The 15,725-nt window shown below is 40.5% G+C and carries 14 protein-coding genes and 1 other annotated feature; all 14 genes read left to right on the top strand.

Translation table 11 applies throughout. The features are described 5' to 3' along the window. The first annotated feature begins 11 nt into the window (after window positions 1-11). The 14 genes from hflK (at window position 12) to infC (ending at window position 15,716) form a co-directional block, all read left to right on the top strand. Window positions 12-998 (top strand): FtsH protease activity modulator HflK, encoded by a 987-nt coding sequence (hflK, locus tag ABD006_RS03295; RefSeq protein WP_343837485.1) that lies wholly within the window; start codon window positions 12-14, stop codon window positions 996-998. Beyond that, the gene (gene hflC, locus ABD006_RS03290) at window positions 991-1,917 is read left to right on the top strand and encodes a protease modulator HflC (RefSeq protein ID WP_343837483.1); all 927 of its coding nucleotides are present in this window, start codon (window positions 991-993) and stop codon (window positions 1,915-1,917) included. The genes hflK and hflC overlap by 8 nt, the downstream gene beginning before the upstream one ends. A 92-nt stretch (window positions 1,918-2,009) precedes the next feature. Then, window positions 2,010-4,649 carry a DNA polymerase I gene (gene polA / locus ABD006_RS03285; protein WP_343837481.1) on the top strand — a complete coding sequence of 880 codons (2,640 nt, stop codon included), beginning with the start codon at window positions 2,010-2,012 and terminating at the stop codon, window positions 4,647-4,649. A 17-nt stretch (window positions 4,650-4,666) separates the two neighbouring features. Continuing rightward, on the top strand, window positions 4,667-5,497 hold the full coding sequence (gene mutM / locus ABD006_RS03280; RefSeq protein WP_343837479.1) for a DNA-formamidopyrimidine glycosylase: 831 nt from the start codon (window positions 4,667-4,669) through the stop codon (window positions 5,495-5,497). 70 nt (window positions 5,498-5,567) lie between these two features. Next, complete coding sequence (ytaF, locus tag ABD006_RS03275) at window positions 5,568-6,203, top strand: sporulation membrane protein YtaF (protein WP_343837477.1); 636 nt, start codon at window positions 5,568-5,570, stop codon at window positions 6,201-6,203. Window positions 6,204-6,221: 18 nt separating this feature from the next. Continuing rightward, window positions 6,222-6,821 carry a dephospho-CoA kinase gene (gene coaE, locus ABD006_RS03270; protein WP_343837475.1) on the top strand — a complete coding sequence of 200 codons (600 nt, stop codon included), beginning with the start codon at window positions 6,222-6,224 and terminating at the stop codon, window positions 6,819-6,821. A gap of 194 nt (window positions 6,822-7,015) precedes the next feature. Then, entirely contained in the window at window positions 7,016-8,047 is a 1,032-nt protein-coding gene (locus tag ABD006_RS03265; RefSeq protein WP_343837472.1) for a glyceraldehyde-3-phosphate dehydrogenase, read from the top strand. A gap of 194 nt (window positions 8,048-8,241) precedes the next feature. After that, a complete protein-coding gene (gene speD, locus ABD006_RS03260; RefSeq protein WP_343837470.1) occupies window positions 8,242-8,616 on the top strand; it encodes an adenosylmethionine decarboxylase in 375 nt (124 codons plus the stop codon). 138 nt (window positions 8,617-8,754) lie between these two features. Then, a complete protein-coding gene (gene nrdR / locus ABD006_RS03255) occupies window positions 8,755-9,225 on the top strand; it encodes a transcriptional regulator NrdR (protein ID WP_343837468.1) in 471 nt (156 codons plus the stop codon). Between the two features lie 20 nt (window positions 9,226-9,245). After that, the gene (locus ABD006_RS03250) at window positions 9,246-10,607 is read left to right on the top strand and encodes a replication initiation and membrane attachment family protein (RefSeq protein ID WP_343837465.1); all 1,362 of its coding nucleotides are present in this window, start codon (window positions 9,246-9,248) and stop codon (window positions 10,605-10,607) included. Window positions 10,608-10,619: 12 nt separating this feature from the next. Then, window positions 10,620-11,549 carry a primosomal protein DnaI gene (gene dnaI, locus ABD006_RS03245; protein ID WP_343837463.1) on the top strand — a complete coding sequence of 310 codons (930 nt, stop codon included), beginning with the start codon at window positions 10,620-10,622 and terminating at the stop codon, window positions 11,547-11,549. Between the two features lie 153 nt (window positions 11,550-11,702). Continuing rightward, window positions 11,703-12,542 carry a sporulation protein YtxC gene (ytxC, locus tag ABD006_RS03240; RefSeq protein WP_343837462.1) on the top strand — a complete coding sequence of 280 codons (840 nt, stop codon included), beginning with the start codon at window positions 11,703-11,705 and terminating at the stop codon, window positions 12,540-12,542. Window positions 12,543-12,964: 422 nt separating this feature from the next. Next, complete coding sequence (gene thrS / locus ABD006_RS03235; RefSeq protein ID WP_343837460.1) at window positions 12,965-14,908, top strand: threonine--tRNA ligase; 1,944 nt, start codon at window positions 12,965-12,967, stop codon at window positions 14,906-14,908. A 95-nt stretch (window positions 14,909-15,003) separates the two neighbouring features. After that, window positions 15,004-15,138, top strand: a sequence feature (ribosomal protein L20 leader region). Between the two features lie 14 nt (window positions 15,139-15,152). After that, the gene (infC, locus tag ABD006_RS03230; protein ID WP_343837458.1) at window positions 15,153-15,716 is read left to right on the top strand and encodes a translation initiation factor IF-3; all 564 of its coding nucleotides are present in this window, start codon (window positions 15,153-15,155) and stop codon (window positions 15,714-15,716) included. Window positions 15,717-15,725: the final 9 nt, after the last annotated feature.

Genomic DNA, 15,725 nt, shown 5'->3' with positions numbered 1-15,725 from the left:
GAGGGCACCACATGAGTTTACGTCGGATATATATGTGGATCGGAATAGTAATCATTATTATCATTCTAGGTTTGTCAGTTGCTACAAGCTGGTATACCGTTGACGAATCTGAGCAGGCAGTGGTCATCACTCTTGGGGAAGCAGAGGAAACGAACACGGAGCCTGGTCTGCATTTCAAATTGCCATGGCCGATTCAGACGGTAGAAACCCTGTCACAGGAAACCTTTAGCCTGGACTTCGGTTATGATCCTGACAGTGAAGAGGATGCTGATGTAATAAGGATGATTACCGGAGATGAAAATATTGTTCTGGCCGATCTGGTCGTTCAGTGGAGAATAATAGAACCTGAGAAATACTTGTTTAATTCAACCGACCCCAAAGGCGTCTTAGAGAACGCTACTTCAGCTTCTTTAAGAGGGATTATCGGAACATCTGAAATTGATGAAGCCTTAACTTCCGGAAAAGCGGAAATAGAAAATGACGTTCGGGATTTACTGACGAAGCTCATATCAGACTATGACATTGGGATATCCATACTTGATGTGAAGCTGCAGGAAGTAGACTTGCCCAATCAGGAAGTACGAAAAGCATTCACAAAAGTAACAGATGCCAGAGAAACGATGAATACAAAGATTAATGAGGCAAGGAAATATGAAAATCAACAGGTAGAAGAAGCATTAGGGGAAAAGGATGCAATCATTTCGCGCGCTGAAGGGGATAAAGTAGAAAGAATTGAAAAGGCCCGTGGGGATATTTCCCAGTTCAATGCCTTATATGAAGAATATGCAGACTCACCTGATGTAACCAGAGATCGCCTGGTCATTGAAACCCTTGAGGATGTATTGCCGAATGCACAGGTTTATATTCTGAATGAGGATGGAAATACACTTCAATATTTACCTTTAACGAATCAGGCAAATACCCAGACCATTCGTCCGGGCGATAGCGAGACATCGCAAAATACAGATGAGGCAGAAGGGAGCAATAGCAATGAGTGATGAAAATGTTTTTGACATGAAGACGTCAAAACCTGTGAACTTCAGAAAATATATGAAGGCTGGAATTTCCATCCTCATACTGATTATTCTGCTGATAACGATTTTAAACAGCATGATGATTACGAAAGAGGGAGAGTATAAAGTGGTCCGCCAGTTTGGAGAGGTTGTACATGTAGAAGGTGAACCCGGGCTTCACTTTAAGATTCCATTTATTCAGACGACAACAACATTGCCAAACAAAAATATGAGTTATGATATGGAAGAGCAGGAGATTAACACGCTTGATAAAAAGCGAATTATTATTGACAACTATGCAGTTTGGCGTATCACTGATCCAACCAGAATGATTAATACTGCAAAAACTGTCGTAGGGGCCCAGTCCAGAATGGGAGAATTTATTTTCTCCACGGTTCGAACGGAACTAGGACAAATGAATTATGAAGAAATCATTAATGATGAAAAGTCATCCAGAAGTGATTTGAATATCAGAATCACGGAGAGGGTTAATGAGTTATTAAGTGATTATGGTGCAGAAGTAAGGGATGTGCGAATTAAACGTACGGACTTACCAGAAGCCAATGAACAATCCGTGTATACGAGAATGATTTCTGAAAGAGAATCAACAGCACAGGAATACTTGTCAAGAGGTGAAGCGGAAAAGAGCCGTATCATGGCAGAAACCGACCGTGAGGTACAGGAAATGCTGTCCAAGGCAAGAGCAGATGCAGAACAAATTCGGGCGGAAGGAGAACAGGAAGCAGCTCAGATTTATAACGAAGCATTCTCCAAAGATCCTGAATTTTACCGTTTATATCGCACCCTTGAATCCTACAAGACAACGGTGGATGATCAGACGACCATCATTCTCCCTCACGACTCACCATATGCAAGGACATTGCTCGGTTATTTTGGGGAATAATGAATAAACAGACGTTTTTTTCCTTCTTATCCAATACGTGATAAAATAGAAGGAAAGAAACGTCTTTTTGATTGAATATGAGGAGTGGGAAGATGTCACAAAAATTAGTATTGATTGACGGGAACAGTATTTTGTATCGTGCCTTTTTTGCCTTGCCTTTACTGAACAATGAAAAAGGGGTTTACACAAATGCTGTGTACGGATTTACAACAATGCTTTTAAGGATTTTGGAGGAAGAAAAGCCGACCCATTTACTGGTGGCCTTTGATGCAGGGAAAACAACTTTTCGTCATAAAACCTATACAGAATACAAAGGTGGTCGTCAGAAAACTCCATCTGAGCTTTCTGAGCAGTTTCCACTAGTTAAAGAATTACTTGAATCCTTTGAGATTTCCCATTATGAAATAGATCAATTTGAAGCTGATGATATTATTGGCACCCTCTCTAAGTCTGCAAAGCAGGATGATATGGAGGTGAAAGTCATTTCAGGTGACCGGGACCTTTTACAATTAGTGGACAAGGATGTGAATGTTTCATTAACCAAAAAGGGAGTCACCAACATTGAAAATTACACACCGGATTTCTTAGAGGAAAAAATGGGGATTCGCCCTGATCAGGTCGTCGATATGAAGGCACTGATGGGGGATAGTTCAGACAACATTCCGGGTATACCAGGGGTTGGCGAAAAGACGGCAGTTAAACTGTTAAATCAGTTTGGTACTCTAGAATCGATTTATGAAAACATGGATGAAGTAAGCGGAAAGAAATTAAAGGAAAAGCTGGAAAACCATAAAGATGATGCATTTATGAGTAAGGAACTGGCTACGATTAATCGGGATTCTCCTGTAACTGTGAAATTGACGGATGTTACCTATGATGGCTATCCATCACAAAAGGTGCTGGGACTCTTTAAAGAACTGGGCTTCCATTCACTGCTGACCCGAATTGATGGAGGAGAAGCTGAGACAGAAGAGCAGGCCGACGCTCTTGAAGATATTGATTTTACAGTTATAGAAGACGTTAAGTCAGATATGTTTACAGGTGAAGATGCATTATTTGTTGAAATGCTTGAGGAACATTACTACTATGGGACGATTTTAGGTTTTGGTGTGGTAAATAACCAGGGCCATTATTTCATCCCGACCGTGGCAGCATTGGAATCCGACGTATTTAAAAACTGGGCTGAAAACAAGGATAAGAAAAAATTTGTATTTGATGCGAAACGGGTAACGGTAGCCCTTAAACGGAAAGGGATTGATATCAAGGGCTTAAGCTTTGATATGCTGCTGGCTTCCTATATTATTAACCCGGCAGAAAATCATCATGATGTTCCCTCCATCAGTCAGCGAATGAATTATCATAACCTTTCCTATGATGAGGAAGTATTTGGAAAGGGAGCAAAGCAGAAGGTTCCGGAGTCTGAGGTCTTGTCTGAACATGTGGTGAGAAAGGCGAACGCGATTTTTCATTTAAAAGACCAGATTGTAGAAAAGCTGAAAGAAAATGATCAGCAACGCTTATATACGGAGCTTGAGCTTCCGTTAGCTACCGTTCTGGGTGAAATGGAGTATTACGGGGTAAAGGTTGACACCAATCGTCTTAATGAAATGGGCGAGGAGTTAAAAGAGCGTTTGGACACCCTGGAACAGGAAATTTATGAATTAGCCGGCGAACGCTTTAATATAAACTCACCTAAACAGCTGGGCGTTATCCTATTTGAAAAACTGGAGCTCCCAGTGATTAAAAAGACAAAAACGGGCTATTCAACGGCAGCTGATGTACTGGAACAGCTGAAGGACAAACATGAGATTATGCCTAAGATCCTGCTATATCGCCAGTTGGGCAAATTACAGTCTACTTACATAGAGGGATTGTTAAAAGTCGTTGATGAAGATGAACAAAAAATTCATACAAGATTTAATCAGGCTTTAACACAAACTGGACGATTAAGCTCTACAGAACCAAACCTGCAAAATATACCGATTCGTCTTGAAGAAGGAAGAAAGATTCGCCAGGCCTTCGTTCCTTCAAATGAAAACTGGGTCATTTTTGCAGGAGATTATTCCCAAATTGAACTAAGAGTACTGGCGCATATAGCTGGTGATGAAAAACTGATTGATGCCTTCCGAAATAACCAGGATATTCATACAAAGACAGCGATGGATGTGTTTAACGTTAGCGAGGATGATGTGACGTCCAATATGAGGCGCCAGGCAAAGGCTGTAAACTTTGGAATTGTATATGGGATCAGTGATTACGGTTTAAGCCAAAGTCTTGGCATTACCAGAAAGGAAGCAAAGGCGTTTATTGAAGCCTACTTTGAGAGCTTTCCCGGCGTGAAGAAGTATATGGATGAAATTGTGAAGGAAGCAAAACAAAATGGTTATGTTCAAACCCTTATGAACAGACGCCGTTACTTACCTGAAATCAACAGCCGTAATTTTAACCGGAGAAGCTTTGCAGAACGTACAGCAATGAACACACCTATTCAGGGAAGTGCTGCTGATATTATTAAAAAAGCGATGATCGATTTAGCGGCTCGTCTGGAAGAGGAAAAGTTTGAGGCTAAATTACTGCTTCAGGTCCACGATGAGTTGATCTTAGAGGCACCTGAAAATGAGGTGGAACAGCTTCAGCAGACCGTGCTGGACGTTATGGTAAATACGGTTCAATTGGATGTTCCATTAAAAGTCGATTTTGCCCATGGTACAACATGGTTTGATGCGAAATAATCAGGGAGCGAAGCAAAATGCCAGAACTGCCAGAAGTAGAAACTGTAAAAAAAACACTGAAACAGATTGTGGTTGGTAAAAAAATACAGGATGTAACGATACGCTGGGAAAACATTGTACAATACCCAAAAGAACCTGAGGCGTTTCAGGAGGAAATCAAGGGTCAAACGATAGAGGGGCTGGGACGAAAAGGAAAGTTCCTGCTGTTTTATTTAGATCATCACGTGCTCATTTCCCATTTACGAATGGAAGGGAAGTACGCCATTTATGACCAGGGTGAGCCTGTAGATAAGCATACCCATGTCATCTTTCATTTTGCGGATGGAACCGAGCTGAGGTATAAAGATGTAAGGAAATTTGGAACGATGCACTTATACGAAAAGGGGAAGGAATGGTCACTTCCCCCTCTTAATAAGCTTGGTCCAGAACCGTTTGATGAAAATTTCAACTCTGACTACCTTTACCAGAAATGTCAGAGGACAACCCGGAACATAAAAAATACCTTGTTGGACCAGACCGTTGTTGCAGGACTGGGAAACATCTATGTAGATGAAGCCTTATTCAGAAGCAGAATCCATCCGCTAACCATTGCCTCAGAGCTCTCGAAAGAAGAATGCTCTGTATTAGCCGAGGAAATCGTTCATACGCTGAATGATGCTGTAGCTGCAGGAGGTACAACCATCCGATCCTATTTAAACAGTCTGGGTGAAATGGGTCTGTTTCAATTACAGCTCTTTGTCTATGGACGAGAAGGACAGGATTGTAAACGCCGTGGTCACTCCATTGAAAAAATAAAAGTTGGTGGCCGGGGGACTCATGTATGTCCCTATTGTCAGAAGCAAAAATAAACAGAATTGGCACGAAGAAGGGGCTCCCTCCATATAATAGTCTAGATATTTGCAGGAGGGAGCCGATCCTATGGCGGAATGGTTAACGTTAGGTTTGCTTAGTTTTGCCGTCAGTTTTGATAGTTTTGCTGCAGGATTTACGTTTGGTCTTCGTAAAGTAAGGATTCCTGTAAAATCACTGCTTTATATAGGGTTCGTTACAGCTATTGTTTTTACATTTGCAATGCTGATTGGAAAACAGGTCGTTGGGCTTTTTTCTCCTGCCATTGCAGATATTATTGGCGGAACGTTATTTATCGGGATAGGGATATGGGTTATTTATCAATTCTTTCGTGATCAAAAGGAAGCCAAAAGTCATTCTAAGGTATATCTGTTTAAGTGGGAAATAAAATCCCTTGGCATTGTCATCCAGATATTAAAGGATCCGAACCAGGCAGATATGGATTCTTCAGGAGATATTAAGGGGCTTGAGGCCTTTGTTTTAGGAACCGCATTATCATTAGATGCTTTCGGTGCCGGAATTGGTGCTGCTATATTTGGCTTTTCTCCTTTCTTAACGGCAGGCTGTATTGCCTTTATGTCCAGTCTGTTTCTGTTTATGGGTACCAAAAGCGGATACGTTTTATCGAAGTGGAAGTGGGTTGAGAAATTTGCGTTTCTTCCTGGTGTTATTTTAATTTTGCTTGGTTTTTTTAAATTATCATAATTAAAGGAGTTCGGAAAAGTGGCTATTGTTATCGGTTTAACAGGCAGTATTGCAACAGGAAAGAGCACAGTTTCCAGCATACTTAAAGAGCATGGATTGCCCATTGTCGATGCGGATCAGATATCCAGAATCGTTGTGGAGCCTGGTGAAAGGGCATATCAGGGGATTGTTGACACCTTTGGAGAGGAAGTTTTATATGAAGATGGGACGCTGAATCGAAAAAAATTAGGTTCGATTGTTTTTACTGATGAATCAAAAAGAGAGCAGCTCAATGCCATCGTACACCCGGAAGTACGCCGCAAAATGCTTGAACAGCGGGATGAGTATGTAAAGAAAGGATATAAGGCAGTTGTTATGGATATCCCTTTGCTGTTTGAAAGCAGACTTACCCATTTTGTCGATCGAACGATAGTAGTATACGTGGGAGAGGAAACACAGTTAAAGCGTCTTATGGAAAGAGATAATAGTTCAAGAGAAGAAGCCCTGCAGCGGATCCATTCGCAGCTATCTGCAGAGAAGAAGGCAGAAATGGCCGATGCTGTGATTCATAATGAAGGAACTATACAGGAGACGAATGAACAGGTTCATGAATTGCTGAGAAAATGGGAGATTATATAAAGAATGCTGACTCAATAAATAGGAGTCAGCATTTTTTCGTATAGAATGAACTTTTTATTTCATTATTTCTAACTAAATAGGAAGCTTCTCTAATTCTTTAATTAAGCTACATTTTCTTCACACTTTTTGAAATATTGTGTTATACTATTATTAAAAAGTGTAACATAAATAAAAGTCGGGGAGGAAAGGGTCCTATGGAAAAGCATCGGATAGCAATAAATGGATTTGGAAGAATCGGACGGATGGTGTTCCGGAATGCAATTATGGATAAAAGCTTTAAGGTTGTAGCTATAAATGCAAGTTATCCCCCTGAAACGATCGCTCATTTAATAAAATATGACAGCACCCATGGACGTTTTGATAAGGAAGTCAAAGCCCATGAGAATGGGATTGAAGTTGATGGAGAGTTCGTGAAGCTCATTGCTCAGCGTAATCCTGAATGGCTGCCATGGAAGGATCTTGAGGTAGATATTGTCATAGAGGCCACTGGAAAGTTTAAAACAAAGGAAACAGCCTCGTTACATTTAGATGCCGGAGCCAGAAAAGTAATCATTACGGCACCAGGAAAAGATATCGATGGCACATTTGTAATCGGTGTCAATGAAGAGGATTATCATCCTGATTATGACCACGTTATTTCGAATGCATCCTGTACAACAAACTGCTTAGCACCGGTAGTCAAGGTGCTGGATAACCATTTTGGGGTTGAAAATGGTTTAATGACAACTGTTCACGCTTTTACCAACGATCAGAATAATATTGATAATCCGCACAAAGATTTACGCAGGGCACGCTCCTGCACACAATCTATCATTCCTACTTCAACCGGTGCCGCTAAAGCCATTGGAGAGGTATTGCCACATTTAAACGGAAGGCTTCACGGAATGGCGTTGAGGGTTCCTACCCCAAACGTTTCACTGGTTGACCTGGTAGTGGATATCCGTAAGACGGCAACAGCTGAGGACATTAACAGAGCTTTTCAAATGGAAGCAGAAGGTCGTATGAAGGGAATTCTCGATTATAATGAAGAGCCCCTGGTGTCTATCGATTATACAACAACGTCCGCCTCTTCCATTATCGACGGTTTATCAACCATCGTCCTGGATGAAAATAAAGTGAAAGTGCTTGCGTGGTATGATAATGAATGGGGATATTCCTGCCGTGTTGTTGATTTAGCAAAATATGTAGGCAGCAGACTGGCAAATGAAACCATTCCTTCTGTGTAATCGTAAGAAATGGTAAGAACAAATAGTTACCCAGCTATTGCAATCTACCTTAGAACACTTTATACTATTTGATACTTTAAACATGCAAAACGTATGGAATCTATTTGTTTTAACTTTAATCTGCTGGTGGTTCGATTATTAAAAATAGATCCCGCAGCAGTTTGAAAATATGGTTTTGGTACAGGGGAATGGTAATGGATACAATAGGGACGCATGTGATCGCCGAGCTATGGGATTGCAGCATTGAAAAATTAAATAGTCTTGAGTTTAATGAGAAAATGCTTGTAGAAGCAGCTTTAATTGCCGGGGCAGAAGTACGCGAGGTAACCTTTCATAAATTTTCTCCACACGGGATTAGCGGCGTTGTGCTAATATCCGAGTCTCACTTAACCATACACAGCTTCCCTGAACATGGATATGCGAGCATAGATGTATATACCTGTGGAGAACGAATGCAGCCAAAAAGAGCCATTCAATTTATCACGCAGTCATTGGAAGCTAAGTCAGTTGAAAAGATAGAAATCCCCAGAGGCAAGGCGCCGATTCAGTTAAATTCAGAAGCTTATTAGATTTAGAGCACCTGGATGATTCGTCCAGGTGCTTCTGTTTGCTTATGCGGTCTCACCTAAGCGGTCGCCTCCGCTTTTCTACTTATGTTATAATATTGTAATAGATGTCGAATGAAATTTAATTCGGAGTTGATATAAATGAGATGTCCGACCTGCCATTATAAAAATACAAAAGTGCTGGATTCAAGGCCTATTGAAGAAGGTGGAGCGATTAGAAGACGCCGGGAGTGCGAAAAATGTCAATATCGCTTCACTACATTTGAACGAATTGAAGAAATTCCGTTAATTGTTGTCAAAAAGGAAGGTACACGCGAGGAGTTTAGCAGGGAAAAGCTTTTACGAGGGTTAATCAAGGCCTGTGAAAAAAGGCCGGTAGCACTGGAAAGAATCGAAAATGTTGTTACCGAAGTAGAGAACGAGTTGAGAAACCAGGGTGATTCCGAGGTTCAAAGTGAAGATATTGGCAGAATGGTTATGGACCGACTGAAAGAAATTGATGAAGTTGCATACGTTCGATTTGCATCGGTTTACCGTCAATTTAAAGATTTAAACGTATTTATGCAGGAATTAGAGGATTTGATAAAAAGGACAAATGGTCATGATAATTGAGATAAAGGAGCCTGTTCCTTATGAATGATCGTATAAAAAGTTTATTGCCCAATGATCGATATTACACCAAGCTTCAGGCATCTTGTCATGAGGACTATGTATTGGCTTTGACTCATTTGTATCAGCCGTTAATAGGTATACAAGCGGTTTCCATTTACCTTACGATGGTAAATGAAGCCAAGATGAATCGTGATTGTTCAACCCATCATCATATTATGAACATGGTAAACATTGATTTAGATGATTTTTACGAAGCCAGAATCAAATTAGAGGCCATTGGATTGTTGAAAACATATATGGCGGATACGGATGTACGCACTTATTATTATGTTTTAATCCCACCATTTTCTACTGCCGCCTTTTTTGAAGATTCCATGCTTTCTATTCTGCTGGAACATCATATTGGACAAAAACCGTACAATGATTTGAAACGAAAGCTCATCTCATCAACTATACCCGATCAGGTCTCTGATCAAACGAAGTCATTTAAAGATGTGTTTTCGACGGTACAAAAACCAGCTGCAGATTTGCCGGCATCTGATTCCACCCATGAACAGGAAAGCACTCCAGAACCTGCTTTAGAAGAAGAAATGAAAGTGGACTTTGAATGGCTCGAGCAAAGCCTGCGGAAAAATAATATGAATACCGCAAAAATATTTACCACTGAAAACCGGTCATTGATAAATAATCTTGCAGAAATCTATCAGGTTGATACAATTTATCTTGAGAAGGCCATTTTATGGTCTGTAAATGAAAATATGGAACTATTAAAAGATGAATTGCATGAAGTTTGCAAAGACTATTATGCTAAAACTTTCCATACAGAAAAACCAGAACTTCAACTCAAAATAAATAATAAAAAGGAACAAAGCAATGATCAAAAACCTGTTCCTCAATCTAAAGAGGGAAAATTAATTCAGCATTTTGAAAACATTACTCATCGTGAAATACTGGAGGATTTCTCCAGAACCGGTGTTGCATCCGAGCAGGAGGTTAAAATGATTACGAACGCCATGTTTCGCCATGGACTGCCTCAGAGCGTGATAAATGTTCTGGTTCATTATGTCCTTCAAAAATCAGACATGAAACTAACTCGGAATTATATAGAAAAAATAGCGACCCACTGGGCACGTAAAAATGTAAAAACCGCCAAACAGGCCATGCAGCTGGCTAAATCAGAAGCAAAGCTCTACCAGTCATGGGGAAAGAAAAGAAATACTCATAAGAAAAAAGAAGTTCTTCCTGAATGGTTCAAGAAAGAAAGTCAATCGGAGCAGCAAAAAACGAAACAGCCGGAGAAAAGTGAGCAGGACATCCAGAAGGAAAAACAGGAATTACAAGAAGCTTTAAAAAATATGTCAACGAAATCTTTTAATCATTAAGGGTGATCGGAAATGGAATCCATACAATCTGCTCTTCGAAGGTGGATGAGCGAAAGCAATAGCTTCCAGGAGTCCTATGAAAAAATGAAGAGCGAAATTTTACAGGCGCCTGAGATCAAGCAATTTTTAGATGAAAATCAGCATTTAACCCGAAGTGACATTGAACGTCAGCTGATTAAGCTTTATGAATATACATCCCAGTCAAAGGATTGTGAAAAGTGTTCTTCGTTAAATGAATGCTGTAATATCGTCCGGGGCTATGCACCCAAAATTTCTACGGAAGGGAATCAGATTAAGTTAACCTATGAAAAGTGTTCCCGTAAGATGCAGCAGGATGAGCAGCTTCGAAAAAAATCATTTGTACAAAGCTTATACATGCCTAAGCGATTATTGGAGGCACGACTGGACGAGGTTGAGCTGGATGACCCGGAGCGCTTCGAAGCTATTCGTAAAATTGAACGTTTTCTGCATGAAGCAGAGCATAATCCTTCAAAAGGCCTGTATTTATACGGTCCCTTTGGTGTGGGAAAAAGCTATTTATTAGGTGCACTTGCTAATGCGTTAGCTGAGCGCGAGATTAAAACTCTATTTATTTATATGCCGGAGTTTGTGAGAGAAATTAAATCCTCGATTAATGACTCGACCATTAATGAGAAAATTGACCGTTTTAAGCGGATACCAGTATTAATTCTTGATGATATTGGATCCGAGCATCAGTCACCCTGGTTCCGTGATGAAGTGCTGGGAGCTATATTACAGTATCGCATGATGGAGGAGCTGCCTGTTTTCTTTACTTCCAACTATAGTTTGAAGGAACTTGAAGTGGTGCTGGCCTCTGCCAGTAAGGTGGAAGCAGAGGAATTAAAGGCCCGTCGTATTATAGAGCGTATCAGGCAGGTAAGTGAGCCAGTGGCCATGCTGGGTCAGAATAGAAGATCATAATAAAAAAAATGAAATAACGAATGTTAGAAGTGAAACGGCTCATAGGAATCGGGGAAATTCCAATGATAGCTGTTTCACTTTTATTTTTTGTTCATTTTATCCTTGTTTGTCCCATATAATGTAACAGTTTGATGGGAAAGAGGGATGAAGTTCATGGGTTTGGTGATTCACTTTTTTAAAGAAGATGAAGCAGAAGCATATTTTCATAAGATCTACAGTGAAGATGAAATCAATCGTATTCAGTTTGAAAGGGGGGAAGGTCCATCTTATTTTATTAAAGCAGATGTTCAGCTGGACAGGAAAAGTGATATGTGGAGAAAGATGATTCATGCTCTTCTTTATGTGTTTATTCAGTACCGTTTACCGGTTCTGTCGAAGGATATTTTAAAAAAGGTCTACTACTTCTCGGATGAACACGAACTGATGCATATTATTCCTATATTACAATCTGTGATGCAAAATCCGAAAAGCTATGGTACACAGTCGGACCTTAAGGCAGCCGCTGAGTTTTATCAAATATTTGAGAACCATGTAAGCCGGAATCAGATTGTCTCGTTTGACTTTTTTATGGAAGATAATCAGCAGTTTTTTAGAGAGCAACTGATTGATATTACTGGATATGCCATTGAAGAGTGGAAGCGGGAGGAGGATTATCAGGATTTTATTCATCGATTAAGAGGGTACTTTAAAAGCAGAGAGCCGAGGACCGGCCTGCTTATTATTACATATCATCATGAATTTCAGTTTTTCAGAGAAACAGGAAAGCCATATACAACAAGTGAATTAAAGGCTTTGCAAAATAAGGAATCTTTACATTTTATTGATTTATTATCATCTGAATTTCCTTTATCCTGCCTGCTTGGTATTGCACCAGAGAAAATCGTCATTTACACATCAAAGCCTTCCGATCCGAAAGTGATTTTTCTGCAAAATATTTTTCAGGAGCATGCAAGCGTACAATCAATGGAAAAACTTCCTTTTATTATGAATTAACGTCCTTTACGAAAAAGACTTGACAAAGAAGGGAATTATCCATATAATTCATTCATAACTACAAAACAAGAAGATGATTGCGGTAAGGATAAGGACATGAACAATGTCAATCGGCTGAACAGAGAGGGAAGTCAAAGGCTGCGAGCTTCCTGAGTACGAGTCATTGTTTACCACCTTTGAACCCTGATTGTGAAAATAGAGTAATAATCAGCGCTGATCCACGTTACGGATCCCATTAAGTGCCGTTTTGAAAAGAACGGAACCAGGGTGGAACCACGGGTGAAGATAAGCTCGTCCCTTTTTGGAGGGACGGGCTTTTTTTAATGCCTTCCTTTTTATCACGCATTAACTGTCCGTAATACCCCACTGATGGAAGTTTCACTTTATCAGCATAAATAAACGATTTAGAAGGAGTGATTGCAGTGGCAGAACAAGTAAACATTACCTTTCCCGATGGTGCTGTAAAGGAGTTTCCCCAGGGCACAACGAGTGAGGATATTGCTCAGTCCATTAGTCCTGGTCTGAAAAAACAGGCAGTAGCAGGTAAAGTAAATGGAGAACTGTATGATTTACGCAGACCCATTGATAAGGATGCAAAGGTTGAAATTGTCACATTAAGAAATGAGGAAGGAATAGAAATTCTTCGTCATTCAACGGCACATCTAATGGCTCAAGCCATTAAACGATTATATAAAGATGTGAAGCTTGGTGTGGGACCTGTTATAGAAAATGGGTTTTATTACGACCTGGATATGGAGGAAAAAATTACTCCGGAAGAATTGGAAAAAATAGAAAAGGAAATGAAGAAAATTGTGGATGAAGCTCATGAGGTTCAAAGAGTGGAGGTTACCCGTGAGGAAGCTAAGGAAATGTACCGTGAAATTGGGGATGACCTAAAGCTGGAACTCATTGATGATATTCCCGAGGGTGATCCGATTACCATTTACAAACAGGGAGAATTCTTTGACTTGTGCCGTGGTCCCCACGTTCCCCATACAGGGAAAATTAAAGTGTTTAAGCTATTAAATATTTCCGGAGCTTACTGGCGCGGAGATAGTGATAATAAAATGCTTCAGCGTATCTATGGAACGGCCTTTGAGAAGAAGGGTCAGTTAGAAGAGCATTTGAAGATGCTGGAGGAAGCTAAAGAAAGGGATCACCGTAAGCTTGGAAAGGAACTCGATTTATTTACCGTTAATCAGAAGGTTGGACAAGGTCTTCCTCTATGGTTACCTAAAGGTGCTACCATCCGACGTACCATTGAGCGCTATATTGTAGACATTGAAGAAAGATTGGGCTATGACCATGTTTATACTCCAGTACTGGGCAGTGTAGATTTATACAAGACCAGTGGACACTGGGATCATTATCAGGATGATATGTTCCCGACATTGGAAATGGATAATGAGGATCTCGTATTACGCCCTATGAACTGTCCGCATCATATGATGGTTTATAAAAATGAACTCCACAGTTATCGGAATCTGCCTGTACGTATTGCAGAGTTAGGAACGATGCACCGCCATGAAATGTCAGGAGCACTGGCAGGCTTGCAGCGAGTGCGTGCCATGACTTTGAATGATGCTCATATTTTTGCCCGTCCGGATCAACTAAAAGATGAGTTTATCCGTGTGGTCAACTTGATTAAAACCGTCTATCAGGACTTCGGGATTAACGACTATTATTTCCGTTTATCCTATCGTGACCCTGAAGATAAAGAAAAATATGTGGATAATGATGAAATGTGGGAAAAGGCACAGGCACTTCTTAAGGAAACCATGGAGGAAATGGAACTTGAATATGTAGAAGCCGAGGGAGAAGCGGCTTTTTATGGTCCGAAGCTTGATGTACAGGTGAAAACAGCGATGGGTAAGGATGAAACCCTCTCAACTGTACAACTTGATTTCCATCTTCCAAATCGTTTTGACTTAACCTATATTGGTGAGGATGGTAAAGAGCATCGTCCCGTAGTTATTCACCGAGGTGTTGTATCCACCATGGAACGGTTTGTAGCCTTTCTTATTGAAGAATATAAAGGCGCCTTTCCAACCTGGCTTGCTCCTGAACAGGCAAGAATTATCCCGGTTTCTATGGATGCCCACTTTGATTATGCAAAAGAGGTAAAGGATCAGCTTCGCAAGGAAGGCTTCCGTGTAGAAGTCGATGAAAGAGATGAGAAAATCGGCTATAAAATTAGAGAAGCCCAAACCCAAAAAATCCCTTATGCGCTTGTCGTTGGGGATAAGGAAATTGAACAAAATGCCGTCAATGTACGTAAATACGGAGCGCAGGACTCCGAAACGAAAGAACTGCAGCAATTCGTTCAGGATATGAAAGAAGACGTCGAGCATATGTCTAAAAAATAATAGATGAGAGGGGGGGATTTCCCTCTCTCATTAAAAAGTGTTGACAAATACGTCTTGTCCGTCATATAATACTAAGAGTGAATTAAATAAGGTCTATGTGAAAGTAGAAGCACCCGCTTCTCGCCTGATCGACGCTTATTAGCAGTTGGCAGGCTAAAACAACTTTTCTTCTTTACCGAAGAATATGTGAAGTGTGGGTGCAGTATGTGTACCGACGCTTTTTTTATGGAAATAAAAATGTCGGATGCCGGACCTGATTTTCTCAAATATTTTTTGGAGGTGGCTTACGATTAGCAAAGGCGAAACATTAATTAATGAGCGAATTCGAGCACGCGAAGTCCGTTTAATTGGTGCAGATGGAGAACAGATTGGCGTAAAATCACGTCAGGAAGCTTTGAAGATTGCAGATCAGGCAAATCTTGACCTTGTATTAGTAGCTCCAAACGCAAAACCACCTGTTTGCCGAATTATGGATTATGGTAAATACCGTTTCGAGCAACAGAAGAAGGAAAAAGAAAAGCGTAAGAAGCAAAAGGTCATTAATGTTAAAGAGGTACGCTTAAGTCCTGCAATTGAAGAGCATGACTTCAACACCAAATTACGGAATGCCCGCAAATTCCTTCAAAAAGGTGATAAAGTGAAGGCGGCTGTTCGATTCCGCGGTCGTGCTATTACCCATAAAGAGCTTGGCCAAGAGGTTCTCGATCGTATGGCTGAGGAATGTAAAGATATTGCTACCCTTGAGACGAAGCCTAAAATGGAAGGTCGCAATATGTTTATGATGCTCGCACCTTTAAATGAAAAATAAGCTGGTCCA

It is taken from the genome of Salinibacillus aidingensis (assembly GCF_039522525.1).
Taxonomy (GTDB): Bacteria; Bacillota; Bacilli; order Bacillales; family Alkalibacillaceae; genus Salinibacillus; species Salinibacillus aidingensis.
The sequence above is the reverse complement of the archived record's forward strand: the minus strand, read 5'-3'. Positions and strand labels throughout refer to the sequence as shown.

Bases quoted from the DNA above. Each gene is read 5' to 3' on its own strand.
- hflK (WP_343837485.1), top strand. From the start codon at position 12: ATGAGTTTACGTCGGATATATATGTGGATCGGAATAGTAATCATTATT.
- hflC (WP_343837483.1), top strand. From the start codon at position 991: ATGAGTGATGAAAATGTTTTTGACATGAAGACGTCAAAACCTGTGAAC.
- polA (WP_343837481.1), top strand. From the start codon at position 2,010: ATGTCACAAAAATTAGTATTGATTGACGGGAACAGTATTTTGTATCGT.
- mutM (WP_343837479.1), top strand. From the start codon at position 4,667: ATGCCAGAACTGCCAGAAGTAGAAACTGTAAAAAAAACACTGAAACAG.
- ytaF (WP_343837477.1), top strand. From the start codon at position 5,568: ATGGCGGAATGGTTAACGTTAGGTTTGCTTAGTTTTGCCGTCAGTTTT.
- ABD006_RS03265 (WP_343837472.1), top strand. From the start codon at position 7,016: ATGGAAAAGCATCGGATAGCAATAAATGGATTTGGAAGAATCGGACGG.
- speD (WP_343837470.1), top strand. From the start codon at position 8,242: ATGGATACAATAGGGACGCATGTGATCGCCGAGCTATGGGATTGCAGC.
- nrdR (WP_343837468.1), top strand. From the start codon at position 8,755: ATGAGATGTCCGACCTGCCATTATAAAAATACAAAAGTGCTGGATTCA.
- ABD006_RS03250 (WP_343837465.1), top strand. From the start codon at position 9,246: ATGAATGATCGTATAAAAAGTTTATTGCCCAATGATCGATATTACACC.
- dnaI (WP_343837463.1), top strand. From the start codon at position 10,620: ATGGAATCCATACAATCTGCTCTTCGAAGGTGGATGAGCGAAAGCAAT.
- ytxC (WP_343837462.1), top strand. From the start codon at position 11,703: ATGGGTTTGGTGATTCACTTTTTTAAAGAAGATGAAGCAGAAGCATAT.
- infC (WP_343837458.1), top strand. From the start codon at position 15,153: ATGCCGGACCTGATTTTCTCAAATATTTTTTGGAGGTGGCTTACGATT.